The organism is Pseudomonas sp. G166 (genome assembly GCF_037027455.2).
Taxonomy (GTDB): domain Bacteria; phylum Pseudomonadota; class Gammaproteobacteria; order Pseudomonadales; family Pseudomonadaceae; genus Aquipseudomonas.
The window spans coordinates 1804757-1828344 of record NZ_CP146985.1 but is presented as its reverse complement, the minus strand read 5'-3'; the positions used below and the strand labels follow the sequence as shown (position 1 = coordinate 1828344).

Here is a 23588-nt window from a genome sequence, read left to right as displayed (position 1 = left end):
GCGCGCATTTGTTCTGTTTCGTGAGGTTTTTTATGTTTGAGTATTCCGCCCGTCCCGACCTGCTCACTGGCCGGGTCATCCTGGTCACCGGTGCCGGTCGCGGTATCGGGGCTGCTGCCGCCAAGGCCTACGCCGCTCATGGCGCCACCGTGCTGTTGCTGGGCAAGACCGAAGCCAACCTGACCCAGGTCTACGATGAAATCGAAGCGGCCGGCCATCCGCAACCGGTGGTGATCCCATTCAACCTCGAAACCGCCCTGCCCCATCAATACGATGAACTGGCGGCCATGATCGAAACCGAGTTCGGTCATTTGGACGGCCTGCTGCACAATGCCTCGATCATTGGTCCACGCACGCCGCTGGAGCAACTGTCTGGCGAGAACTTCATGCGGGTGATGCATGTGAACGTCAACGCCATGTTCATGCTCACCAGCACCCTGCTGCCCCTGCTCAAACTCTCCAAGGACGCGTCGGTGGTGTTCACCTCCAGCAGCGTCGGGCGCAAGGGGCGGGCGTACTGGGGGGCCTACGGCGTGTCCAAGTTCGCCACCGAAGGGCTGATGCAGACCCTGGCCGACGAAGTCGACACCGTCGCCCCCGTGCGCGCCAACAGCATCAACCCAGGCGCGACCCGTACCAGCATGCGCGCCCAGGCCTATCCAGGGGAAAACCCGCTCAATAATCCAACACCTGAAGCAATCATGCCGGTCTACCTGTACCTGATGGGGCCGGACAGCACCGGCATCAACGGCCAAGCCTTCAACGCGCAATAACTGCCCTTCTCTGCGTCGCGTCGATTTACCGTCACGACGCAGACTTTCTTGGTGCTCAGCCAGGCGAAACGCCAAGTCGATGTCGCCCAAATGCTGACGCGGCGTTCGCACCTAATGGCCAATTATTTGATTTACCTAGGTTTTTATTCTAATGAACTGAATGGCACGACTTTCGCTCTAAATATCCTCAAACACGCCATGTTCGGCGGGGAACGGACGTTGAGACGAGTCTTACGCCTGACAGGGAAAGCGGACTAAACTCAAATCAGATGTCCTACGGGGCTGAAGGACCAGTACGACGCGCCACCTAAAGCCGCATCACCCAGCCCGGCAGGACAGATTTAGCTTAGGGGCTAACGCCAAATGAAAACGCCCACCCAGATCAACGCGATAGACTTCGACAGCGCCAAGTTGCAGCGCCTGGGCTTCGCCCAGCCGTCGCCGCTCGTGCCACGCTCGGTCAGCCTTTCGCAATTGCGCCAGCAACTGGGCCAACAATTGCAGACCAGCCTGGAGCCACAACGCATCCTGGGCCTGTTTTTCCGGGAAGTTCAGCGCTTGGTGCCCCTGGACGCACTGGCCTACCAGCACAAGCCCAGCGATCTGCGTCTCGAATTCGGTCAGCGCGGACATCACACCCTCAGCTACACCCTCAGCCATGAAGGCGAACACTTGGGCGAGCTGGTATTCCGTCGCAACCAACGCTTCACCGAGGCAGAACAGAGCGACCTCGAATCGGTGCTCTCGACGTTGCTGTATCCGCTGCGCAATGCCCTGCTTTACCGAGCCGCCACCCAGAGCGCGCTGCGCGATCCGTTGACCGGCACCGGCAACCGCATCGCCATGGACCAGACCCTGGTGCGTGAAATCGACATGGCCAGGCGTCATTTGCAACCCTTGTCCCTGCTGATGCTCGACATCGATCATTTCAAGCGCATCAACGACAGTCATGGGCATGGCGTCGGCGACGAGGTGCTCAAATCCGTTGCCGAGTCGATCAAGAATCAGTTGCGCAACGTCGACATGGTGTTCAGGTTCGGTGGCGAAGAGTTCCTGATCCTGCTCTCCAACACCAGCCGCGATGCCGCGGCCCTGGTCGGTGAACGCCTGCGTTATGCCGCCCAGGTACAGGATTATTTCGCCGCAGGGACACGCATTGAACTGACGGTCAGCCTGGGTTGCGCGACCCTGCTGCCAGGGGAATCAGCCGAAAGCCTGTTGCGACGGGCCGACAGCGCACTGTACGTGGCCAAGCGCGAGGGACGTAACCGGTTGGCGATGGCGGGCTGACACAGACGCCAAGCGCACCCCTTGTGGGAGCGAGCTTTGCTCGCGCTAGGGCCAGCACATCCAACATCCCCACAAACTGACCCACCGCTATCGCGAGCAAGCTCGCTCCCACAAGGGAGTGGCGGTGGGCATGGATCTGGAGATCACCCAAAACAACAGTGGGAGCGAGCCTGCTCGCGATAGCGGTCTAGCAGTCAACCTCCCCGTCGACTGTCAAACCTCTTCGCGAGCAGGCTCGCTCCCACATGGGTTGTGGCTATCTGTAGCGGTGGAAATCAGCTTCCGGCCAGCGCCAGGCGCTCACGGGCCGAAGAAGATTTGCCCACAGACTCAGACTGCTCCAGTTGCATGCAGCGCTCCAGGAACAGGTACATGTAGTCATAACTCTTGCACACGGCCTGGCGCAGCTCCATTTGCAAAGCTTTGCTTGGGTTCATGCCTGCCAGGGTGCAGATGATTTCCAGGGCTTCCCAAGGGTGGGCGTCATCGTACTGGGCGTGCATTTTCAGCCATTTCATGGCCCGCTTGCGGTCTTCCTCGGCGAAAGCCGAGGCATAGACGCCGGTGGAACACACCAGCGCCGACCACTCTCCGGTTGCCCCCTCGATCGCATAGTTGGTCGCGGCGATTGCCACGATCAGCGAATCCGACGAGCTGGTATGCCAGCACCAGTGGCTCAACGCATGCAGCTCCGGCGGAACCTGCTGTGCTTGCAGATCTTCCAGGGTCACGCCATGGGCGGCGGCCCAGTTCACCCAGTAATCGGCATGGTTGAGTTCGACACGAATATTGCGCATCAACCAGCGACGCGCCATGTCCTCGCCGGGATGGCGGGCAAAGCGGGTCTTGGTGAGGTTTTGTGCCATGTATAAAGCGAACTGTTCAACGACCGGCCAACCACCGATGAGATAGTGGCGCATGGTCCTGGCGCTGAGCTTGTTGTCGCGCATGCGCTGATACAGCTCGTGTTCGACAACCCGGCGTTTGCTCTCGCTGCAATCGGTAATGAGCTGTTGTGCCCATTGCGGATAGCTTTTGGCGTCCATGAGCGGGCCTGTTCGGTTGAATGTGTCGATCACTGTCGGGCTCCTTTTGATTGTGATTTTTCCGGATCAACAAGAGGTTCAGCGGAACGTGCCGGGGGCCTTGAATAACAACGGCTGAGGCCGGGCCGGCCTACATTGCAAGGTGTCACAGGTAAACAATTGCGGGCGCTCGATCACATACCCTTGAGCGTAATCCACACCAATCTCCAGCAATGCCTGCTCGATCTGGGCGGTCTCAACAAACTCGGCAATGGTGCGCTTACCCATGACGTGGCCGATATGATTGATCACCTCGACCATTGCACGGTTAATCGGGTCGTCCAGCATATCCTTTACGAAACTCCCATCGATCTTCAGGAAGTCTACAGGTAAATGTTTCAGGTAAGCGAATGAAGACATTCCGGCGCAAAAGTCATCCAGCGAGAAATAGCAACCCAAGCTCTTGAGTTCATTGATAAAGCGAATGGCACTGCCCAGATTCGAAATGGCGCTGGTTTCGGTAATTTCAAAACAAATCATTTCTGGCGGAATCGAGTAGGCCGCGAACTGTTTACGCAGGAAGTCGAGGAACGCCTGATCTCCGATAGTAGTGCCTGACAGATTGATCGCACACATGGCCATGGGCGCCTGTCGCGACTCATTCAAGCACTGGCGGATGATCTTGAAGACATTTTCCACCACCCAACGGTCCAGGGAGGTCATCAGGCCATAGCGCTCTGCCGCCGGAATAAAACTGTCCGGCAGAATCATTCGCCCGGCTTCGTCATGCAGGCGCAACAGGATTTCAATGTGCCCACCGCCATGGTCACCCGGGCCCAGCGCGGCGATTTCCTGGGCGTAGAGACAGAAGCGGTTTTCCTCCAGGGCCATATGCAAGCGCTGGACCCAGGCCATCTCGCCAAAGCGCAAGGACAACTCCGAGTCGTCCGCATGATAGACCTGGACCCGGTTGCGCCCCTTTTCCTTGGCCATGTAACAGGCCATGTCGGCGGCGCGCAGGGACGCCTCCAGGGTCGTCGGGCTCTGGGCGATATGCACCAGGCCGATGCTCACGGTGGTCACGAACGGCCGGCCCTTCCAGACAAAGTGCAGGTTCTGCACTGTCTGGCGCAGCCCTTCAGCGATTTTTTCCGCCGCCTCCGGCGCACAGTTCTCCAGCAGGATGCCGAACTCATCGCCACCCAGCCGGGCCAGGGTGTCATTTTCGCGCAGGCCCGACTGCAACAAGGCGCAGATATGCCGCAACAACTCGTCACCCGCCGCATGGCCGCAGGTGTCGTTGACCAACTTGAACTGGTCCAGGTCGAGAAACATCAAGGCATGGCGTCCGACCTGGCGGGTGAGGTTGTGCAAGGCCTGTTCCAGGCGATATTCGAACTCCCGACGATTCGCCAGGCCAGTCAGTGCATCATGGGTGGCCTGCCACGACAGGTTGGCGATGTATTGACGCTCCTGGGTCATGTCATGCAGCACCAGCACGGCGCCGCTGACCTTGCCTGCGTGACGGATCGGCGCCCCCACCAGGGTCACCGACACCGTGCTGCCGTCCAGACGCTGGATCAGCTTGGAATGTTCGCTGGCGCCACTGAGCCGACCGCTGAGGATATGCTCGATCAGCGTCAAGCCCTCGGTCTGTGCATTGTCGTCGAGCAGATTGAACAGCGCAGCCAAGGGCAATCCCGTTGCGTGTTCGGCCTTCCAGTGGGTCATCGCCTCGGCAGCGGGGTTCATGTAGGCAATGGCGCCTTCCACGTCGGTGGTGATCACCCCGTCGCCAATCGATTGCAGGGTGATCTGCGCACGCTCCTTCTCCAGTTGCAGCGCGCTGGCAAAGACCTGTCGCTGGGCCAGCAATTTATGGGTCCGCAACAACGCCAGGACAATCAACCCCAAGGCAGTGGCGAAGTTGGTCACCAGCAAAAGGCGCAGGATAAAGCGCGAGCCCTCCCCCAGCGCATCGCTGAAGGCCTTGGCAGCCGGAGTGACGGAGTCGTTGATCGCAAATATCTGGGCCTTCCAGCCCCGGATGTCGCTTTCCGAAGCCTGCCCTGCGCTAATGCTGTCGTGCATTTGCCGGGCGACGTTATCCAGCTCGATCAGATAACCGTCGCCCACCGTCCAGAGATCGATAGCCTCTTCCAGGTAACTGAAGTGACGAAAATTCAGATAAAGCCAGATCACACTGGACACGTCGTCCGGGTGATTGCCGCCCTTGAGAATGCCTGCCCTTGCTGCTTCCAGGTCCGGCGGCTCGCGATCCAGCGCTACTCGCAGTTCATGGCCGCCCTCGGGTACGGCGATGGCTTGCTGGTATTTGCGAAAAATCGCCTCGTCACGGCTGTCGGCATACAGATTGAGGTAATAGATGGCGTCTTTCTGGCCCTTGGACCACAGACTTTCCCCCGCCACATAGCCGCGAACCGCAGACAAGACATAAAGGCTGACGCCTCCAAGCAAGGCTTGAAATAACACTACGGCAATAAAGGGCCAGACGATGCCCAGCAGCCGTGGTGTTGCGAGAGTCTGCTTTTGCTTCATGAGGTCCCTTGCACAGGCGCTGCCGGATGAACATCCGCGAGAATTCCGCTCCTGACTCCACAGCCTAGGCTAGTTTTCAACCCTTCGAATGACCGGATGAAGGATCGATGGGCTTTGGCTTGAAATTCGGAGGAAGTCGCGGAGTTTCCCTGAGTTTTTTCAGATACTAAGCGCAGAAAAGCATAGGAAACTCAAGGTTGCTGTATCTGTTGCAAGTGACCATAGAGTCGGGCGTACAAACCACCCTCGGCAATCAGCTGCATATGATCACCGTCCTCGGCGATTTGACCACCGTCAAATACCAGTACCCGATCGGCCTGTTTCACCGCCGACAACCGGTGGGCGATGATCAGCGTGGTGCGTCCACTGAGGAACCGCGCCAGAGCCTGGTGCAGGTTGTATTCAGTGGCGGCATCCAGCGCCGAGGTGGCTTCATCGAGAATCACCACCCGTGGCTCGGCCAGGACCATGCGGGCAATGGCCAGCCGCTGACGCTGGCCGCCCGACAGCCGCACCCCGGAACGCCCGACGACGCTCTCCAGGCCCAGGGGCAGCGCCCGCACCGTGGCATCGAGCTGGGCAATTTCCAGTGCCTGCCAGCAGGCCTCGTCGCTGCATTCTCGGCCCATGGAAAGGTTGGCACGCACCGTGTCGTTGAACAGCGCCGGGTGTTGCAACACCACGGCGACGTTCTCCCGAATGGTTTCCAGGCCGATCTCCTGCTGCGTGGCGCCGCCGAAACGGATGCTGCCGGCCTGCGGCGTGTACAGCCCCAATAACAATTGCACCAGGGTGCTCTTGCCGCCGCCGCTGGCCCCGACAATAGCTACTTTCTCGCCCGGCGCGATGGACAGGTTCAACTGGTCGAGTACCAGTTCCTCGCCATACCCAAAACTCAATCCCTGAATGTCGATGCCCACGGTGTCGCGCCCCTTGAACGGGTCGACCCCGCCGGGGTATTGCGGCTCGTCGGCACGGGCCAGTAGTTCGTTGATCCGCGACAGCGCACCGCCGGCGGCATAAAAGGCGTATTGCAGATTGAGCAGTTGCTCCACCGGACCGATCATGAACCACAAGTAACTGAACACCGCCAGCATCTGGCCGATGGACAGGTCGGAAAACAGCACGGTGAGCATGGCCGCGGCGCGGAAGATATCGATACCGAACTGGAACAACAAACCACTGGCACGGTTCGAGGCGTCGGTCTTCCACTGTGAACTCACCGCGTAATCGCGCACCTCCTTGGCGCGCAGCCCTAAACGACCAAGGAAAAACCCCTGGCGGTTGCCCGCACGCACTTCCTGGATGGCATCCAGGGTTTCGGTCAGGGCCTGGGTAAACCGCGAGGTGCTGTCGTTCTCCAGTTTCTTGAGGTGCTTGACCCGTTTGCCCAACTGCACCGTGGCGTAGATCACCAACGGGTTGAACAACAGGATCAGCAGTGCCAGCTCCCAGTGCATCCACAGCAAAATGCCGGCGGTGCCCACCAGGGTCAGCATCGCCACCAAGAAACGGCTTAGGGTTTCGCCAACGAATTTGTCGAGGGTGTCCAGGTCGGTGACCAAGTGAGCTGCCACAGTGCCACTGCCCAGGCTTTCGTATTCGCCCAGGGAAATACGCTTGAGGCGTTCGATCAAGCGGACGCGAATGCGATAGACGATATCCTTGGCCAACCTGGCGAACAATCGCGCCTGCAACACGTTGAATAGCAACGCGCCGCAGCGCAGGGCCAAGGTCACCAACAGCATCAGGCCGATATAGCCGGCAGCGCTCTGCCAAGCCGTCGGCAGCGCCTGGTTCATGATCTTCAACGCGGCGTCGCCACGGCCCAGCAGGACCTCGTCCACCAACAGCGGCAACAACAATGGGATTGGTACGCTGCACAGCGTCGCCAGCACCGCTACGCCGTTGGCGATCCACAGGGCTTTTTTGTGTTTGAGGGCCAGCCTGCGAATTTCTGCCCAGCTCAACCGATCGATGCGCCGCGTGGCCGGTGTGTCATCCGCCAGGTCAGGCACAGGCCGCACGCTCCAGCCAGCGTCCCAGCAAGGGAGCCAATTGGCTCAGGGGTTGGTAGCCGTTAGTGAGCAAAGCCAGTTGGCCGTCACGTTCGGCCAGCAACGTGGGGAACCCTGCAATCCCCAGGTCCTGCACCCAGGTGAAATCCGCAGCGGTGGCCGCATGCAGATCGGCACGGTCGAATGCCGCGGCGAATTCGATGCGTGGCAACCCGGCCTGTTCGGCCAGTTCCACCAGGACGCTGGCATGGGTCACGTCGCGGCCTTGCACATAAAAAGCCTGCTGGATCAGCTTCACCAGCTTCCAGGCCAGGTCTGGCGCCAGGCTACGGGCCGTCACCACGGCCCGGCAGGCCGGCTCGGTGTCGTAGACGAAACCATCCGGTAACGCCCCCTCAACCTTGAAGGGTTGGCCGGTGGCCTGGGTGACGGCCTGCCAGTGCTCCAGGATGTAGCGCCGGGTGGTCGGCTCCAGCGCCGAGCCACTGCCCGTGCGCAAACCGCCCACCACCAGATGCAGTTCCACGCCAGCGGCGTGAGCCTGCTCGACCAGTGCCTCGGCCACCGGCGCGAAACCCCAGCACCAGGAACACATCGGGTCCAACACATAGAGCAGGCGTGGCGCCATGGTTCAAGCCTCGGAAGATGACTGCTTGTAGTTGTAGCCGATCGGGTGCGGCATGTTGCGGGCCTTGGCCAGTTCGATCTGTTTTTGCCGGTCGATGGCACTGCGACGGGTCTTCTCGCTCAGCTTATCCCAGCAATGAGGACAGCTAATGCCCGGTACATAGTGTTCCGAGGCGCGGTCTTCGACGCTGACCGGTGTGCGACAGGCATGACATTGATCGTAGTCGCCTTCGCTGAGGTCGTGGCGAACGGTCACACGGTTATCGAACACGAAGCAGTCGCCGCGCCATTTGGTTTCTTCCTGAGGCACCTCTTCGAGGTACTTCAGAATGCCGCCCTTGAGGTGATAGACCTCATCGAAACCCTGGCCGAGCATGTAGCTCGAAGCTTTTTCACAGCGAATGCCGCCGGTGCAGAACATCGCGACTTTCTTGTGCCTGGCCGGGTCGAAGTTGGCCTTGATGTACTCAGGGAACTCACGAAAGCTGGTGGTCTTGGGGTCGATCGCGCCTTCAAAGGTGCCGATGGACACTTCGTAGTCGTTACGGGTGTCGATCAACAGCACTTCGGGATCGCTGATCAGCGCGTTCCAGTCCTGTGGCTCGACGTAGGTGCCGACCTGCTTGTTCGGGTCCACGCCTTCAACGCCCAGAGTGACGATTTCTTTCTTGAGCTTGACCTTGGTCCGGTAGAACGGCTGCTCGTCGCAGTACGACTCTTTATGGTCGATGTCGATCATGCGCGGATCGTTCTTGAGCCAGGCCAGCAGGCCGTCGATGCCTTCGCGGGTGCCGGAGACCGTGCCGTTGATGCCTTCTGCGGCGATCAGCAACGTGCCTTTGATGCCGTTGTCGAGCATGGCCTTGAGCAAGGGCTCGCGCAGCTCGACGTAATCTTCAAGGGTGACGAACTTATACAGTGCCGCCACGACAATGGGTTGTGTCATGGGTGTTTCTCCAGGTGGCTACCCTCGTAAAGGGTGAACCGGATACGAAAAAAAAACGCGCCGGGTGAGCGGCGCGTTGCGGATTCTAACAAAAACATTTGGGTTACAGGACTGCAATTCCATAGCTTGCATATGTGTGGCGAGGGGATTTATCCCCTCGCCACACAAAGCTCCTCACCACCGCTGGTCAGTGCTTGCTGCCACCGGCACAGGTCGGCGAAGCCGGAGCTGCCTCGATCTGCGCCCACTCCTCGGGAGTGTAGGTGTGCAGCGCCAACGCATGGAATTCGCCCATCAGCTCGCCCAGCGTGCCGTAGACCTTCTGGTGGCGCTTGACGCGATTGAGCCCCTCGAACTGCCGGCTGACCACCACGGCCTTGAAGTGGGTCTGCACCCCACGGCTATGCATGTGGCTTTCATCCAGCACTTGCAGGTGCTCGGGCTGCAAGAGCCCGAGCGTCGATTCGATGCGTTGTAGCATGCTCATACCAGGCTCCGCTTACGGCTTTTTCTTGGCAGGGGCAGGTGCGGCGGCTTTTGGCTCAAGCTCGGCCGTCATGTCCGCCAGCAGCTTGTTGACCACTGGCACCGCGCTTTCAAGCTTGGCTTGGGTCATCTGGGCCGATTGCTGGGTCAGCTGCGGCATTTTTTCCAGGACTTTCTTGCCCAATGGCGACTGGTAGAAAGCTACCAGGTCCTTGAGCTCCGATTCGCTGAAGTTGCTGGTGTAGAGCTTGACCATGTCCGGCTTGAGCTTGTTCCAGCCGATGGCCTGGTCCAGGGCGGCATTGGCCTTGGCCTGGTAGGTTTCCAGGGTGGCTTTTTTCGACTCGGGCGCCTTGGTCTGTTCAAAGCGCTGGGCGAACATCTGCTGCACTTGCATGTACACCGGGGTTCCCAGTTTGTCAGCATGGGCCAAGGTCAGGAACGCTTCGGCACTGGCGTTGTGGCTGGCGGTATCGGCGAAAACAGGGCCGCTGGCACACACCAGAGCAACTGCGGTACAGATGGCACGAAGACGGGTCATCGAGTTTCCTTTCATAGCTGGCGAGGTAAAACCCCAAGGGCGACCATTCTGCGCCTAAAAAACGCCGGGCCTCAACCCCGAAGCTTGCCGGGTCCGATTGACGGACCGAACCGGCCGCCCCTAGATTGAGGGAACCGGTGCCGCCCATCAGGGCCTAAACTGCGCATTCAGCCCTACAGGAGTTTGACCCGATGAGCCGTATCGAAACCGACAGCCTTGGCCAGGTGGAAGTCCCGGATGACGCCTACTGGGGCGCCCAGACCCAGCGTTCCATGATCAACTTTGCCATTGGCAACGAACGCATGCCGCTGTCGGTGCTGCACGCCCTGGCGCTGATCAAGAAAGCCGCCGCACGGGTCAATGACCGCAATGGCGACCTGCCCGCCGACATCGCCCGCCTGATCGAACAGGCCGCCGACGAAGTGCTAGACGGCAAGCATGACGACCAGTTCCCTTTGGTGGTCTGGCAGACCGGCAGCGGAACCCAGAGCAACATGAACGTCAACGAAGTGATCGCCGGGCGCGCCAACGAGCTGGCGGGCAACCCCCGCGGCGGCAAGAGCCCGGTGCACCCCAACGACCACGTCAACCGCTCCCAGAGCTCCAACGATTGCTTCCCTACCGCAATGCACATTGCCGCCGTCCAGGCCGTCCAGCAGCAATTGCTACCGGCCATCGGTGAGTTGTCTGGCGGGCTGGCAGAACTGGCGGCGCGCCACATGAAGCTGGTCAAGACCGGTCGCACCCACATGATGGATGCCACGCCGATCACGTTTGGCCAGGAACTGTCGGCGTTCATTGCCCAGCTCGATTACGCCGAACGGGCAATCCGCGCCGCGCTGCCAGCGGTCTGTGAGCTGGCCCAGGGCGGCACTGCGGTGGGCACGGGGCTCAATTCGCCCCATGGTTTTGGCGAAGCCATCGCCGCTGAACTGGCGGCACTCTCCGGCCTGCCGTTTGTCACTGCACCCAACAAGTTCGCAGCGCTGGCCGGGCATGAGCCGCTGACCGCCCTGTCCGGCGCACTGAAAACCCTCGCCGTCACCCTGATGAAGATCGCCAACGACCTGCGCCTGCTGGGTTCCGGGCCACGGGCCGGGTTTGCCGAGGTGAAATTGCCGGCCAACGAACCGGGCAGTTCGATCATGCCCGGCAAGGTCAACCCGACCCAGTGCGAAGCCTTGTCGATGCTGGCCTGCCAGGTCATGGGCAACGACGTGACCATCGGTTTCGCCGCCAGCCAGGGCCATTTACAGCTGAACGTATTCAAACCAGTGATCATCCACAACCTGCTGCAATCGATCCGCCTGCTGGCCGATGGCTGCAGCAACTTCCAACAGCACTGCGTCGCCGGGCTCGAGCCGGATGCCGAGCAAATGGCCGCGCACCTGGAACGTGGATTGATGCTGGTGACCGCGCTGAACCCGCACATCGGCTATGACAAGTCCGCCGAGATCGCCAAGAAAGCCTACGGCGAAGGGTTGACCTTGCGTGAGGCGGCGCTGCAACTGGGGTACCTGACCGATGAGGAGTTCGACGCCTGGGTAAGGCCGGAGAATATGCTGGAGGCTGGTAGCCAGGGCTGAGCCTGCATCCCATGGAGTTCAAATGTGGGAGCGAGCTTGCTCGCGATAGGGCCGGTCGACTCGACATCGACTGTCAGGCCGTCATCGCGAGCAAGCTCGCTCCCACAGTAGCCTTGTATCGTCTCAGCGTTGTTAACGCCCTGGCGCCAGCCGCTCGCGCCGGGCCCTGAGCCCTGCGATGAGCGACGGGCCCAGGGCAACCAGCGCCGATCCCAGCACCACCAGCACCGCCCCGCCGTACCCCAACAAATTGATTTGCTCGGCATGTACATAGTCTGGCCACCACCAGGCGGCCAGCGCCACTGCGGCGAAGGTCACCAGCGGTGTGATCGCCAGGGTCGCGCTGACTCGCGAGGCTTCCCAATGGGCCAGCGCCTCGGCAAACGCGCCGTAGGCAATCAGGGTGTTGAGGCAGCAGGCAAGTAACAGCCAGCCTTGCAGAGGGCTCAGTTGCAGTGCCTCCAACGGGTGCACCCAAGGTGTGAGCAGCAACGCACAGAACAGGTAGATCACCATCATCACCTGCAGCGAATTCCACACCGTCAACAGTTGCTTCTGGCCCAAGGCATAGAACGTCCAGACTGTAGAGGCCAGCAACACCATCAAGACCCCGGCGGTGTAGTCGCTCAGGGAGGTCAGCAACTCGCCCAGGCGCTGGTTGAAAAACAGTGCGAAGCCGATCAACAGCACCGCCAGGCCAATGCCCTGCCCCACGCTGAAACGTTCCTTGAACACAAACAGGCTGGCGACCAGCAACATGATCGGCCCCATCTGCACCACCAGTTGCGCCGTGCCGGGGCTCAAGCGGTTCAGGCCCATCAGGTACAACACGTAGTTGCCCACCAACCCGAGCACCGCCATCGCCACCAGCCACCCACCACGGGGGCCGAGCACCGTGCGACTAGGCAAGCGACGGGTAGCCCCCAGGTAGATGAACAACAAGCCGCCGGACACCAACAAACGAAACCAGGTCACGGTGACCGGATCCATCACTTGCAACACTTGTTTGAGCTTGATCGGCAGGATGCCCCACAGCAAGGCCGTCAACAGGGCCAGGAACAGGCCATAGACCCAGCGACCGGACGATATGTGCATGCAACCCTCGAAGCTCAAGACATGAACGGCCATTCTAGGCGCCTATCACGCCAAGACACAGGGACAGTTGGGCAAAGGCCGCCCATGGAATTGTATAGGTCGCTGCCGTCGATCGGTTCGCCGGGCGCGAATCAAGGACAACACATATGCTCAATTTTGAGACAACCTCGCCGCCCTTTTGGAGATTCGCCATGCTTGGCAAACGCGCCCAGGATCCCGCCCCCACGACGATTTTTCGCAGCGACCGGATCTGCCGGGTTAATGGCGAGTTTTATTTCAATACCCGGGAAGGCACCCAGGAAGGTCCGTTCGCCAGCCGCGAGGCTGCAGAACGGGAGATAGAAGCGTATGTCGGGCGGATGCGACAGCTGACCCAGGTCGCCAGCTGAATGCGGTTCATCAGCCGGCACACAACCCTGTGACGAGGGGATAAATCCCCTCGCCACACACAATCACCCTCGCCAGCAATCAATTCGCGCTTATCTCACCGCCTCGAACAACCCCGTAGCCCCCATCCCACCACCCACGCACATGGTCACGATGCCGTAGCGCAGGTTGCGCCGTTGCAGCTCGCGCACCAAATGCCCCACCTGGCGCGAGCCGGTCATGCCGAACGGGTGGCCGATGGAGATAGAACCGCCGTTGACATTATATTTTTCGGGATCGATTTCCAGACGATTGCGGCTGTACAGGCATTGGGAAGCGAATGCCTCGTTGAGCTCCCACAAATCGATATCCGCAACCTGCAAGCCCCTGGCCTTAAGCAGCTTGGGCACCGAAAACACCGGACCGATGCCCATCTCGTCAGGCTCGCACCCCGCCACGGTAAACCCACGGAAAAACGCCTTGGGCTTGAGCCCCAGCGCCAGGGCTTTTTCCAGGCTCATCACCAGGGTCATCGAGGCTCCGTCGGACAATTGCGACGAGTTGCCCGCCGTCACTGAACCGTCTTCAGCGAATACCGGTTTCAGGCCAGCCAGGCTTTCATAGGTGGTGTCCGGACGATTGCAATCATCACGGTCGACCACGCCATCGAGGATCTGCACCGCACCGGTGTGTTTGTCCTCGACCTTGTACTTGACCGCCATCGGCACGATTTCATCATTGAACAACCCGGCTGCCTGGGCCTGGGCGGTGCGTTGCTGGCTCTGCAAGGCGTAGCGGTCCTGCTCCTCGCGGCTGACCTGGTAACGCCGAGCAACGATCTCGGCCGTCTGGCCCATGGGGAAATAAATCCCCGGCACTTGCTCCTTGAGCAATGGGTTGATCAGGTTGTCAGTGTTGACGCTTTTCATCGTCAGGCTGATGGACTCCACACCACCGGCAACGATGATCTCGCTGCAACCGGAGGCAATCTGGTTGGCCGCGATGGCGATGGCTTGCAGGCCCGAGGAGCAGAAGCGGTTGAGGGTCATGCCGGCCGTGCCGATGCCCAACTGCGAGAGCACCGCCACGTTGCGACCGATGTTGTAACCCTGGGCGCCTTCATTGGAGCCGGCACCGACGATGCAGTCCTCGACGCTGGCCGGGTTGATGTCGTTGCGCGCCAGCAGGGCATTGACGCAGTGAGCCGCCATGTCGTCCGGACGGGTCATGTTGAACTTGCCGCGAAAGGACTTGGCCAGGCCGGTCCGTACGCTGTCGACGATCACCACTTCACGCATGGCTGTACCTCATTGTTGTTGTCAGTTAAGAGTGAATCGAGCATAAATCCACTGCATAACCGACCGCGACAATCATTCACCTCGCGTATGCGCACTCATCGCCTGATGCTGCCCTTCTTCGACTGACGAGCCTGTTTTTCCGAGCGCTCGAACGCCTCCTCCAGTGCCTGGTTCAGCGTGCGTAGCACCTTGACCCGCGCCCAGCGCTTGTCGTTGGCCTCCACCAGTGTCCACGGGGAAATCTCGGTGCTGGTGCGGTCCACCATGTCGCACACCGCTGCCCGGTAAGCGTCCCACTTGTCCCGATTGCGCCAGTCGTCTTCGGTGATCTTGAAGCGCTTGAAAGGAATTTCCTCGCGTTCCTGGAAGCGCTCCAGTTGAGTCTCCTTGTCGATGGCCAGCCAGAACTTGACCACCACCACGCCAGCGTCGGCGATCTGCTCCTCGAAGTCGTTGATTTCGCTGTAGGCCCGTAGCCAGTCGGCCGGGCTGCAAAACTCCTCGACCCGCTCCACCAACACCCGGCCATACCAGGAGCGGTCGAACATGGTGAACTTGCCCCGCGCCGGGATATGCCGCCAGAACCGCCACATGTACGGGTGGGCGCGCTCTTCTTCGGTGGGCGCGGCAATCGGCACGATGCTGTACTGCCGTGGGTCGAGGGCCGCCGCGACTCGCCGGATCGCCCCGCCTTTGCCCGCCGCATCGTTGCCTTCGAAGACGGCCACCAGGGCATGACGACGCATGCGCTTGTCCCGCAGCAAACCGGCGAACCGCGCCTGCTCGGTAATCAGTTGTTCTTCGTAATCGGCCTTGTCCAGGCGCAGCGTCATGTCCAGGCTACCGATCAGCGTCACCTGATCGTCCAGCGCCGGCAGCGGCGCCACATTCACTTTTTCCGATTTGACCTTCGGCCGGTCCAAGGCTTGGCGCAATCCTTCGAGCAGAATCCTTCCTACCGCGAGGTTGCGATAACAGCTGTCCACGCCTTCGATCACATGCCACGGTGCGTAATCGCGACTGGTGCGACGCAGCACTCGCTCACCGTATTTGACGAACTTGTCATAGGTCTGGGATTGCTGCCAATCCAGCGGGCTGATGCGCCAGCTGTGCAGCGGATCGTCCTTGAGCCCCTTGAGCCGGGCTTTCATCTGTTTCTTGGACAGGTGGAACCAGAACTTGAAGATCAGCGCGCCTTCATCGCAGAGCATTTTCTCCAGGCGCTCGGCGGCGTTGATCGCCTGGTCGAGCCGTGGGTCCTTGAACTCCCCGTGGACCCGCCCCTGCAGCATCTGGCTGTACCAATTGCCGAAGAAAATCCCCATGCGCCCCTTGGCCGGCAGCATCCGCCAATAGCGCCAGGCCGGAGGTCGCGCCAGCTCCTCGTCGGTCTGCTGGTCGAAGGTGCGCACTTCGATCAGCCGCGGGTCCATCCACTCGTTGAGCAACTTCACCGTCTCGCCCTTGCCCGCGCCTTCAACACCGTTGATCAGCACAATGACCGGGAAACGCCCCTGCTGCTGCAACTCGAATTGAGCTTCGAGCAGCGCTTCACGCAGGGCCGGCACCTCGGCTTCAAAGGTTTCTTTATCGATGGCGTGACCGATTTCAGCGGATTCGAACATGAACAGCTCCTTCCAGGGATTGGGGCAAGACTAGCGGATTGGAGGCAGCCGGGTGCAGCAGATTCCATCAAGAACAACGCTCTGTTGCGATGGGTCAAGCAAGCCGATACCGATCCGTTAGAATGGCCCTCCAGTTTTCACCGAGCCTGCCATGACGCCCATCCAGCACCACGCCCAACTCGACTGGGATGACCAGGGTCGCCCGCGTTCGCGGGTGTTCGACGACGTGTATTTTTCCGACCAGTCGGGCCTGGACGAAACCCGCTATGTGTTCCTTGAACAGAACAATCTGGCCGAGCGCTTTGCCGCGCTGCCGGATGACGGGCGATTGGTGATCGGCGAGACCGGATTCGGCACCGGCTTGAATTTCCTCTGCACCTGGCAGCTGTTCGAGCAGTGCGCACCGGCAGGTGCCCGACTGCATTTTGTCAGTGTCGAGAAATATCCGTTGAGCCTGGAAGATCTGCGCCGGGCCCTGGTCTTGTGGCCGCAACTCAAACGTCAGGCCGACCAATTGCTTGAGCAATATGTCGCGATCCACCAGGGTTTCCAACGCTTGGCATTGGCCAATGGGCACGTGACACTGACCTTATTGATCGGTGATGCCCTGGAACAATTGCCGCAGCTGGACGCGCAAGTCGACGCCTGGTTCCTGGACGGTTTCGCACCGGCAAAGAACCCCGACATGTGGACCGCCGAGCTGTTCGCCGAGTTGGCCCGGCTGGCGGCGCCTGGCGCTACCCTCAGTACCTTCACCAGCACCGGCTGGGTACGGCGGTTGTTGAACGCAGCGGGCTTCAAGATGAAACGCACGCCGGGTATCGGTCATAAGTGGGAAATCCTGCGTGGTGTGTTTCTCGGCTGGCCGGAGCAGACACCCGCGCCAACTCCGGCAAAACCCTGGTACGCCCGCCCTGCCGCGCAGAGCGGCGAGCGTCGGGCGCTGGTGATCGGCGGCGGCTTGGCCGGTTGTGCCAGCGCGGCCAGCCTGGCGGCCCGGGGCTGGCGGGTGACGCTGCTGGAACGTCATGCCGGCTTGGCCGAGGAAGCGTCCGGCAACCCGCAGGGCGTGCTGTACCTCAAGCTTTCCGCCCACGGCACGGCGTTGTCGCAAATGATCCTCAGCGGTTTCGGCTACACCCGGCGCGCTCTGGAACATCTGCAACGCGGCGTTGACTGGGACGGTTGCGGGGTCTTGCAGCTGGCCTTCAACGCCAAGGAAGCCGAGCGCCAGGCGCAACTGGCCGAGGCGTTTCCCCAGGATCTGCTGCATGCGCTCGATCAGCCACAGGCCGAGGCACGCTCCGGCATTGGCCTGGCCTGTGGCGGTTTGTTCTATCCCGAAGGCGGCTGGGTGCATCCGCCAGCATTGTGTCGCTGGCAGGCCTCGGGGCCGACGATTGACGTGCAGCCCCATCATGAAGTGTTGCAATTGCGCCGAGTCGACGGCCAATGGCAGGCCTGGGACGGCGAACGCTGTCTCGCCAGCGCGCCGGTGGCAATTCTCGCCAGCGCCGCCGAGATCAAGCGTTTCGAACCCGCTGCCGACTTGCCCCTCAAGCGCATTCGCGGGCAAATCACCCGCCTGCCACAGACCGCCCGCAGCCAGAGCCTGGCGACGGTGGTCTGCGCCGAAGGCTACGTCGCCCCGCCAAGGCAGGGCGAGCACACACTGGGAGCCAGTTTCGACTTCAAGAGCGACGACCTGACCCCTACCGCTGCGGAACACGCCGGCAACCTGCAGATGCTGGAAGAAATCTCCCTGGATCTGGTGGAGCGCCTGAATGCCAGCACCCTGGATCCGCAACACTTGGAAGGTCGCGCGGCGTTCCGTTGTACCAGCCCGGACTACCTGCCGATTGTCGGTCCGCTGGCTGACCGCCAGGCCTTCACCGAGGCGTATTCGGCCCTGGGCAAGGACGCTCGCCAGGTACCCGACAAGCCCTGCCCGTGGCTCGATGGCCTGTACGTCAACAGCGGCCACGGCTCACGGGGCCTGATCAGCGCACCGCTGTCGGGGGAACTGATCGCCGCCTGGCTGGACAACGAGCCGCTGCCCCTGCCCCGCAGCGTGGCCGAAGCCTGCCATCCGAATCGGTTTGCGTTGCGGGCGTTGGTTCGGGGCAAGGCCTAGCGCCGATCGCTGACCCACCAAAAAAACCTGGGGGAGCGAGCTTGCTCGCGATGGCGGTGGCTCAGCCAGCACTGAATTGACTGACGCATTGCTATCGCGAGCAAGCTCACTCCCACATCAGGTACAAGTTCTCCCTGGGATGATGGGGCAGACCAAACGCCGCCACCCATCGGCTTATAACGCATCGATCTAAAACTCACAGCAATCCCCCCGGTCAGTTTCAGGGTACCCGCCATGTCGGCGCGTGCTGCTTGACCCCTCCCCAACGGAAAAACCGGTAAGGACTTATGTGCGGATTAGCTGGAGAGTTACGTTTCGATCAACAACCTGCGGACCTTGCGGCCGTAGAGCGAATCACCCATCACCTGGCCCCTCGCGGCCCTGACGCATGGGGTTTTCATAGCCAGGGCCCGATTGCCCTGGGCCATCGGCGCCTGAAAATCATGGACCTGTCCGACGGTTCGGCCCAGCCGATGATCGACAATCAACTGGGCCTGTCCCTGGCCTTCAACGGTGCGATCTACAACTACCCGGAACTGCGGGCCGAGCTCGAAGGCTTGGGCTATGCCTTTTATTCCGGTGGCGACACCGAGGTGTTGCTCAAGGGCTACCATGCCTGGGGCGAAGCGTTGCTGCCCAAGCTCAACGGCATGTTCGCCTTCGCCATCTGGGAGCGCGATGCCAAACGGCTGTTCATCGCCCGCGACCGCCTCGGCGTCAAGCCGCTGTACCTGTCGCGCACCGGCCAGCGCCTGCGTTTTGCCTCGGCATTGCCAGCCTTGCTCAAAGGCGGTGACATCAGCCCGATGCTCGACCCGGTGGCCCTCAATCATTACCTGAATTTCCATGCGGTAGTCCCGGCCCCACGTACCTTGCTGGCCGGTGTTGAAAAACTGCCGCCGGCCACCTGGATGCGCATCGAAGCCGACGGCCGCACCGAGCAGAAAACCTGGTGGACCCTGCCCTACGGTCCCCGGGCCGATGAGCAGAACCTGAACCTGGAAGACTGGATCGACCGGGTGCTCGACAGCACTCGCGAAGCGGTCGCCATTCGTCAGCGCGCCGCCGTCGATGTCGGCGTGCTGCTTTCCGGCGGCGTCGACTCGAGCATGCTCGTGGGCCTGCTGCGGGAAGTCGGCGTAGAAGACCTGTCGACCTTCTCTATCGGTTTCCAGGATGCCGGCGGCGAGCGCGGTGACGAGTTCCAGTATTCGGACCTGATCGCCAAGCACTACGGCACCCGTCATCACCAATTGCGCATCGACGAAAAAGAGATCATCGAACAACTGCCCGCGGCATTCCGTGCCATGAGCGAGCCGATGGTCAGCCACGACTGCATCGCCTTCTACCTGTTGTCCCGGGAAGTGGCCAAGCACTGCAAAGTGGTGCAAAGCGGCCAGGGTGCCGACGAGTTGTTCGCCGGTTACCACTGGTACCCGCAAGTGGACGGCGCCAGCGATCCGTACGCGGCCTATCGCGCAGCCTTCTTTGATCGCAGCTACGAAGAATATGCCGCCACCGTGCAGCCCAAATGGCTGACGGCCAACGACGCCGCCGGTGATTTCGTCAAAGAGCATTTCGCCCAGCCTGGCGCCGATGCGGCGGTGGACAAGGCCTTGCGCCTGGACAGCACGGTGATGCTGGTGGACGACCCGGTCAAACGCGTGGACAACATGACCATGGCCTGGGGCCTGGAAGCGCGCACGCCATTCCTCGACTACCGGCTGGTGGAACTCTCGGCGCGGGTACCGGCGAAATTCAAGCTGCCCGACGGCGGCAAGCAAGTCCTCAAGGAGGCCGCCCGGCGGGTGATTCCCAGCGAGGTGATCGACCGCAAGAAGGGCTATTTCCCAGTGCCTGGCCTCAAGCACCTGGAAGGCAACACGCTGGCCTGGGTCCGTGAACTGCTGCTCGATCCCAGCCAGGATCGCGGTCTGTTCAACCCGGCCATGCTCGACCGCTTGCTCACCGACCCCAACGGCCAACTCACGCCGTTGCGTGGCTCGCGGTTGTGGCAACTGGCAGCGCTGAACCTGTGGCTCAGCGAGCAAGGAATCTGATTGATGAAACCTCATGCAACCGTTCACAACCAACGCCTCTTGCGTGGCCAGGCGCCCTCCTATGAACGCCTGCAGGCGCGCCTGGCCGAAGACGGCAGCGAATTGGGCGCCGACCCGATCGCGGTGCATTGCGGCTGGGGCCGATTGCTGATCGGTCACACCTTCCCGGACCCGGCAAGCCTGGCCCGGGAACTGCTCAACGAACAAGCCGGCGAACGCGACATTGCCTTGTACGTCGCCGCGCCCCAGCAGGTGCTGGGGCTGGAACCGGCGCAGTTGTTCCTCGATCCGTCCGACACCTTGCGCCTGTGGTTCAGCGACTATCGCCAGGCCACGCGGGTGTTTCGTGGCTTTCGGATTCGCCGGGCGCAAAGTGACGCCGACTGGCAGGCCATCAACCAGCTATACCAGGCCCGGGGCATGCTGCCCATCGACCCGAAACGCTTGACCCCGCGTCACGAAGGCGGCCCGGTCTACTGGTTGGCCGAAGACGACGACAGCGGCGCCGTGATCGGCAGCGTCATGGGCCTGAATCATCAAAAGGCCTTTAACGATCCGGAAAACGGCAGCAGCCTCTGGTGCCTGGCCGTGGACCCACAATGCTCACGGCCGGGTGTTGGCGAAGTACTCGTACGCCACCTCGTCGAGCACTTCATGAGCCGCGGCTTGAGTTACTTGGACCTGTCGGTCCTGCATGACAACCGCCTGGCAAAAAACCTCTACGCCAAACTCGGTTTCCGCAACCTGTCGACCTTCGCCATCAAGCGCAAGAACGGCATTAACCAACCGCTGTTCCTGGGGCCAGGCCCCGAGGCGCCGTTCAATCCTTACGCGCGAATCATCGTCGAGGAAGCCCATCGTCGAGGCATCGAAGTGCAGGTGGACGACGCCGAGGCCGGGTTATTCACCTTGGTCCATGGCAGCCGTCGGGTGCGTTGCCGTGAATCCTTGAGTGACCTGACCAGCGCTATCAGCATGACTTTATGCCAGGACAAAAGCCTGACCCATAAGGTGCTGAAAAACGCTGGCCTGAACCTGCCAGCCCAGCAATTGGCGGGCAATGCCGACGATAACCTGGCGTTTCTCGATGAACACGAGCGGGTGGTGGTCAAGCCCTTGGACGGTGAACAGGGCCAAGGCGTGGCGGTGGACCTGCGCACAATCGAGGAAGTGCAGAGTGCCATCGACGCGGCCCGGCAGTTTGACAGCCGGGTCTTGTTGGAAAGCTTTCACGAGGGTCTGGACCTGCGGATCCTGGTGATCGGCTTTGAGGTGGTGGCGGCCGCCATCCGGCGTCCGGCGGAGGTGATCGGCGACGGCCAGCACACCATCGGCGCGCTGATCGAAGCCCAAAGCCGCCGACGGCAAGCCGCTACCGGGGGCGAAAGCAAAATCCCGATGGACGCAGAGACCCAGCGCACGCTGGGCGCGGCGGGGTTTGACTACGACAGCGTGCTACCGGCGGGCAAGCACCTGTTCGTGCGGCGTACGGCGAATCTTCATACCGGCGGCGTCCTGGAGGATGTCACAAGCATCCTTCATCCGACCCTGGTCGATGCAGCGGTGCGAGCGGCACGGGCGCTGGACATCCCCATGGTCGGCCTCGACTTGCTGGTGCCGGCGGCCGATCAGCCCGAATACGTGTTCATCGAAGCCAACGAACGTGCCGGCCTGGCCAATCACGAACCGCAACCCACCGCCGAACGCTTTGTGGACTTGTTGTTTCCCCATAGCCAGGCGGTGGCCTAGCCCTCTACAGATCGCTCCCACGCTCCGCGTGGGAGCGCCTCAAGGGACGCTCCGCGTCCAGGTGACGCAGAGCGTCACCGGCTGCATTCCCACGCAGAGCGTGGGAACGAGCATGTGCTCAACCCATCAGGAGTTTCCATGATCAGCAAAATTCCCGAACCGAATCTCGAATACCTGCAAAAGGTCTTGCTGGAAATGCTCGCCATCCCCAGCCCGACCGGCTTCACCGACACCATCGTGCGCTATGTCGCCGAGCGGCTCGAAGAGCTGGGCATTCCTTTTGAAATGACCCGCCGCGGCACCATCCGCGCCACCCTCAAGGGGCGCAAGAGCAGCCCCGACCGGGCGGTATCAGCCCACTTGGACACCATTGGCGCAGCCGTTCGAGCCATCAAGGACAACGGTCGCCTGACCCTGGCCCCGGTGGGTTGCTGGTCCAGCCGGTTTGCCGAGGGCAGCCGGGTCAGCCTGTTCACCGACACCGGAGTCATTCGCGGAAGCGTGCTGCCGTTGATGGCATCCGGACACGCGTTCAACACTGCGGTGGATGAAATGCCCATCAGCTGGGATCACATCGAACTGCGCCTGGACGCCTACTGCACCACCCGCGCCGATTGTGAAACCCTGGGTGTGGGCATCGGCGACTACGTGGCCTTCGATCCCTTGCCAGAATTCACCGAGAGCGGCCATATCAGCGCCCGGCACCTGGACGACAAGGCCGGGGTCGCGGCGCTGCTGGCGGCGCTCAAGGCGATTATCGACAGTGGCGAAGAACTGCTGATCGACTGTCACCCACTGTTCACCATCACCGAGGAAACCGGCAGCGGCGCGGCGGCGGCCCTACCTTGGGACGTCAGTGAGTTCGTTGGCATCGACATCGCACCGGTCGCGCCCGGCCAACACTCAAGCGAACACGCGGTCAGCGTGGCCATGCAGGATTCCGGTGGCCCGTACGACTATCACCTGTCGCGGCACTTGCTGAAACTGGCCAAGGAGCACGACCTGCCGGCACGCCGCGACCTGTTCCGCTACTATTTCAGCGATGCCCATTCGGCCATCACTGCCGGCCACGACATCCGCACCGCCCTGCTCGCCTTTGGCTGCGACGCCACCCATGGCTACGAACGCACCCACATCGACAGCCTGGCTGCCCTCAGCCGCCTGCTCGGCGCCTACATCCTCAGCCCGCCGGTGTTCGCCAGCGACGCGCAACCGGCCCAGGGCTCGCTGGACCGTTTCAGTCACCAGATCGAACACGACACGCAGATGGAAAGCGATACCCGCGTGCCATCGGTGGACAGCCTGATCGGGCAGCGGTCGGATAACTGAGCCAGCTCGCGATTCCGGCTTACAACATGGCTCGCGCGGGTGTATCGCAATCCAATTGTGGGAGCGAGCTTGCTCGCGAAG

18 protein-coding genes are annotated in these 23588 nt (G+C 61.4%); 8 read left to right on the top strand and 10 right to left on the bottom strand.

Going from position 1 to position 23588, the window contains the following annotated elements:
• The first annotated feature begins 32 nt into the window (after nt 1-32).
• Nucleotides 33-773 carry a YciK family oxidoreductase gene (locus SGN16_RS08230; RefSeq protein WP_210643475.1) on the top strand — a complete coding sequence of 247 codons (741 nt, stop codon included), beginning with the start codon at nt 33-35 and terminating at the stop codon, nt 771-773.
• A gap of 363 nt (nt 774-1136) precedes the next feature.
• Complete coding sequence (locus SGN16_RS08225) at nt 1137-2063, top strand: GGDEF domain-containing protein (protein ID WP_210643474.1); 927 nt, start codon at nt 1137-1139, stop codon at nt 2061-2063.
• A gap of 275 nt (nt 2064-2338) precedes the next feature.
• Here the strand turns inward: SGN16_RS08225 and SGN16_RS08220 are convergent, their stop codons facing one another.
• The 7 genes from SGN16_RS08220 to SGN16_RS08190 all read right to left on the bottom strand — a co-directional run bounded on the left by SGN16_RS08220 (nt 2339) and on the right by SGN16_RS08190 (nt 10265).
• Entirely contained in the window at nt 2339-3142 is an 804-nt protein-coding gene (locus tag SGN16_RS08220) for an iron-containing redox enzyme family protein (RefSeq protein WP_210643473.1), read from the bottom strand.
• Between the two features lie 45 nt (nt 3143-3187).
• Nucleotides 3188-5647 carry an EAL domain-containing protein gene (locus SGN16_RS08215; protein ID WP_210643472.1) on the bottom strand — a complete coding sequence of 820 codons (2460 nt, stop codon included), beginning with the start codon at nt 5645-5647 and terminating at the stop codon, nt 3188-3190.
• Between the two features lie 191 nt (nt 5648-5838).
• Nucleotides 5839-7665: an ABC transporter ATP-binding protein gene (locus SGN16_RS08210; RefSeq protein ID WP_335945624.1), complete on the bottom strand. Its 1827-nt coding sequence runs from the start codon at nt 7663-7665 to the stop codon at nt 5839-5841.
• Nucleotides 7658-8293, bottom strand: coding sequence for a DsbA family protein (locus SGN16_RS08205; protein WP_210643470.1), 636 nt, complete (start codon nt 8291-8293; stop codon nt 7658-7660). Before SGN16_RS08205 ends, SGN16_RS08210 begins: the two co-directional genes overlap by 8 nt.
• Nucleotides 8294-8296: 3 nt before the next feature.
• The gene (locus tag SGN16_RS08200; protein WP_210643469.1) at nt 8297-9238 is read right to left on the bottom strand and encodes a rhodanese-related sulfurtransferase; all 942 of its coding nucleotides are present in this window, start codon (nt 9236-9238) and stop codon (nt 8297-8299) included.
• A 187-nt stretch (nt 9239-9425) separates the two neighbouring features.
• Nucleotides 9426-9725 (bottom strand): BolA family protein, encoded by a 300-nt coding sequence (locus tag SGN16_RS08195; protein WP_210643468.1) that lies wholly within the window; start codon nt 9723-9725, stop codon nt 9426-9428.
• A 12-nt stretch (nt 9726-9737) separates the two neighbouring features.
• A complete protein-coding gene (locus SGN16_RS08190) occupies nt 9738-10265 on the bottom strand; it encodes a DUF2059 domain-containing protein (protein ID WP_210643467.1) in 528 nt (175 codons plus the stop codon).
• 191 nt (nt 10266-10456) lie between these two features.
• On the opposite strand from SGN16_RS08190, the gene SGN16_RS08185 reads away from it, so the two are divergent.
• Complete coding sequence (locus SGN16_RS08185; RefSeq protein ID WP_210643466.1) at nt 10457-11851, top strand: class II fumarate hydratase; 1395 nt, start codon at nt 10457-10459, stop codon at nt 11849-11851.
• Nucleotides 11852-11983: 132 nt separating this feature from the next.
• On the opposite strand, the gene SGN16_RS08180 is transcribed toward SGN16_RS08185, so the two are convergent.
• Nucleotides 11984-12946: a DMT family transporter gene (locus SGN16_RS08180; protein WP_210645151.1), complete on the bottom strand. Its 963-nt coding sequence runs from the start codon at nt 12944-12946 to the stop codon at nt 11984-11986.
• A gap of 191 nt (nt 12947-13137) precedes the next feature.
• Here SGN16_RS08180 and SGN16_RS08175 point away from each other — a divergent pair, with 191 nt between their 5' ends.
• On the top strand, nt 13138-13335 hold the full coding sequence (locus tag SGN16_RS08175) for a DUF6316 family protein (RefSeq protein ID WP_135844339.1): 198 nt from the start codon (nt 13138-13140) through the stop codon (nt 13333-13335).
• A 90-nt stretch (nt 13336-13425) separates the two neighbouring features.
• Here SGN16_RS08175 and SGN16_RS08170 read toward each other — a convergent pair whose 3' ends face one another.
• Complete coding sequence (locus SGN16_RS08170) at nt 13426-14610, bottom strand: thiolase family protein (protein WP_210643465.1); 1185 nt, start codon at nt 14608-14610, stop codon at nt 13426-13428.
• Nucleotides 14611-14705: 95 nt separating this feature from the next.
• Entirely contained in the window at nt 14706-16235 is a 1530-nt protein-coding gene (gene pap, locus SGN16_RS08165; protein WP_210643464.1) for a polyphosphate:AMP phosphotransferase, read from the bottom strand.
• A 151-nt stretch (nt 16236-16386) separates the two neighbouring features.
• Between pap and mnmC the strand changes: the two genes are divergently transcribed.
• The 4 genes from mnmC to SGN16_RS08145 all read left to right on the top strand — a co-directional run bounded on the left by mnmC (nt 16387) and on the right by SGN16_RS08145 (nt 23507).
• A complete protein-coding gene (gene mnmC / locus SGN16_RS08160; RefSeq protein ID WP_335945623.1) occupies nt 16387-18369 on the top strand; it encodes a bifunctional tRNA (5-methylaminomethyl-2-thiouridine)(34)-methyltransferase MnmD/FAD-dependent 5-carboxymethylaminomethyl-2-thiouridine(34) oxidoreductase MnmC in 1983 nt (660 codons plus the stop codon).
• 287 nt (nt 18370-18656) lie between these two features.
• Nucleotides 18657-20429, top strand: coding sequence for an N-acetylglutaminylglutamine amidotransferase (locus SGN16_RS08155; protein WP_210643462.1), 1773 nt, complete (start codon nt 18657-18659; stop codon nt 20427-20429).
• A gap of 3 nt (nt 20430-20432) precedes the next feature.
• A complete protein-coding gene (gene ngg / locus SGN16_RS08150) occupies nt 20433-22178 on the top strand; it encodes an N-acetylglutaminylglutamine synthetase (RefSeq protein WP_210643461.1) in 1746 nt (581 codons plus the stop codon).
• Nucleotides 22179-22319: 141 nt separating this feature from the next.
• Nucleotides 22320-23507, top strand: coding sequence for an osmoprotectant NAGGN system M42 family peptidase (locus SGN16_RS08145; protein WP_210645149.1), 1188 nt, complete (start codon nt 22320-22322; stop codon nt 23505-23507).
• The last annotated feature ends 81 nt before the right edge of the window (nt 23508-23588 follow it).

What these genes read in the sequence shown, in the direction of transcription:
- SGN16_RS08200 (WP_210643469.1), bottom strand. Translation starts at nt 9,238, where the DNA reads ATGACACAACCCATTGTCGTGGCGGCACTGTATAAGTTCGTCACCCTT.
- ngg (WP_210643461.1), top strand. Translation starts at nt 20,433, where the DNA reads ATGAAACCTCATGCAACCGTTCACAACCAACGCCTCTTGCGTGGCCAG.
- SGN16_RS08190 (WP_210643467.1), bottom strand. Translation starts at nt 10,265, where the DNA reads ATGACCCGTCTTCGTGCCATCTGTACCGCAGTTGCTCTGGTGTGTGCC.
- SGN16_RS08170 (WP_210643465.1), bottom strand. Translation starts at nt 14,610, where the DNA reads ATGCGTGAAGTGGTGATCGTCGACAGCGTACGGACCGGCCTGGCCAAG.
- SGN16_RS08215 (WP_210643472.1), bottom strand. Translation starts at nt 5,647, where the DNA reads ATGAAGCAAAAGCAGACTCTCGCAACACCACGGCTGCTGGGCATCGTC.
- SGN16_RS08195 (WP_210643468.1), bottom strand. Translation starts at nt 9,725, where the DNA reads ATGAGCATGCTACAACGCATCGAATCGACGCTCGGGCTCTTGCAGCCC.
- SGN16_RS08175 (WP_135844339.1), top strand. Translation starts at nt 13,138, where the DNA reads ATGCTTGGCAAACGCGCCCAGGATCCCGCCCCCACGACGATTTTTCGC.
- mnmC (WP_335945623.1), top strand. Translation starts at nt 16,387, where the DNA reads ATGACGCCCATCCAGCACCACGCCCAACTCGACTGGGATGACCAGGGT.
- SGN16_RS08155 (WP_210643462.1), top strand. Translation starts at nt 18,657, where the DNA reads ATGTGCGGATTAGCTGGAGAGTTACGTTTCGATCAACAACCTGCGGAC.
- SGN16_RS08185 (WP_210643466.1), top strand. Translation starts at nt 10,457, where the DNA reads ATGAGCCGTATCGAAACCGACAGCCTTGGCCAGGTGGAAGTCCCGGAT.
- SGN16_RS08230 (WP_210643475.1), top strand. Translation starts at nt 33, where the DNA reads ATGTTTGAGTATTCCGCCCGTCCCGACCTGCTCACTGGCCGGGTCATC.
- SGN16_RS08205 (WP_210643470.1), bottom strand. Translation starts at nt 8,293, where the DNA reads ATGGCGCCACGCCTGCTCTATGTGTTGGACCCGATGTGTTCCTGGTGC.
- SGN16_RS08180 (WP_210645151.1), bottom strand. Translation starts at nt 12,946, where the DNA reads ATGCACATATCGTCCGGTCGCTGGGTCTATGGCCTGTTCCTGGCCCTG.
- SGN16_RS08225 (WP_210643474.1), top strand. Translation starts at nt 1,137, where the DNA reads ATGAAAACGCCCACCCAGATCAACGCGATAGACTTCGACAGCGCCAAG.
- pap (WP_210643464.1), bottom strand. Translation starts at nt 16,235, where the DNA reads ATGTTCGAATCCGCTGAAATCGGTCACGCCATCGATAAAGAAACCTTT.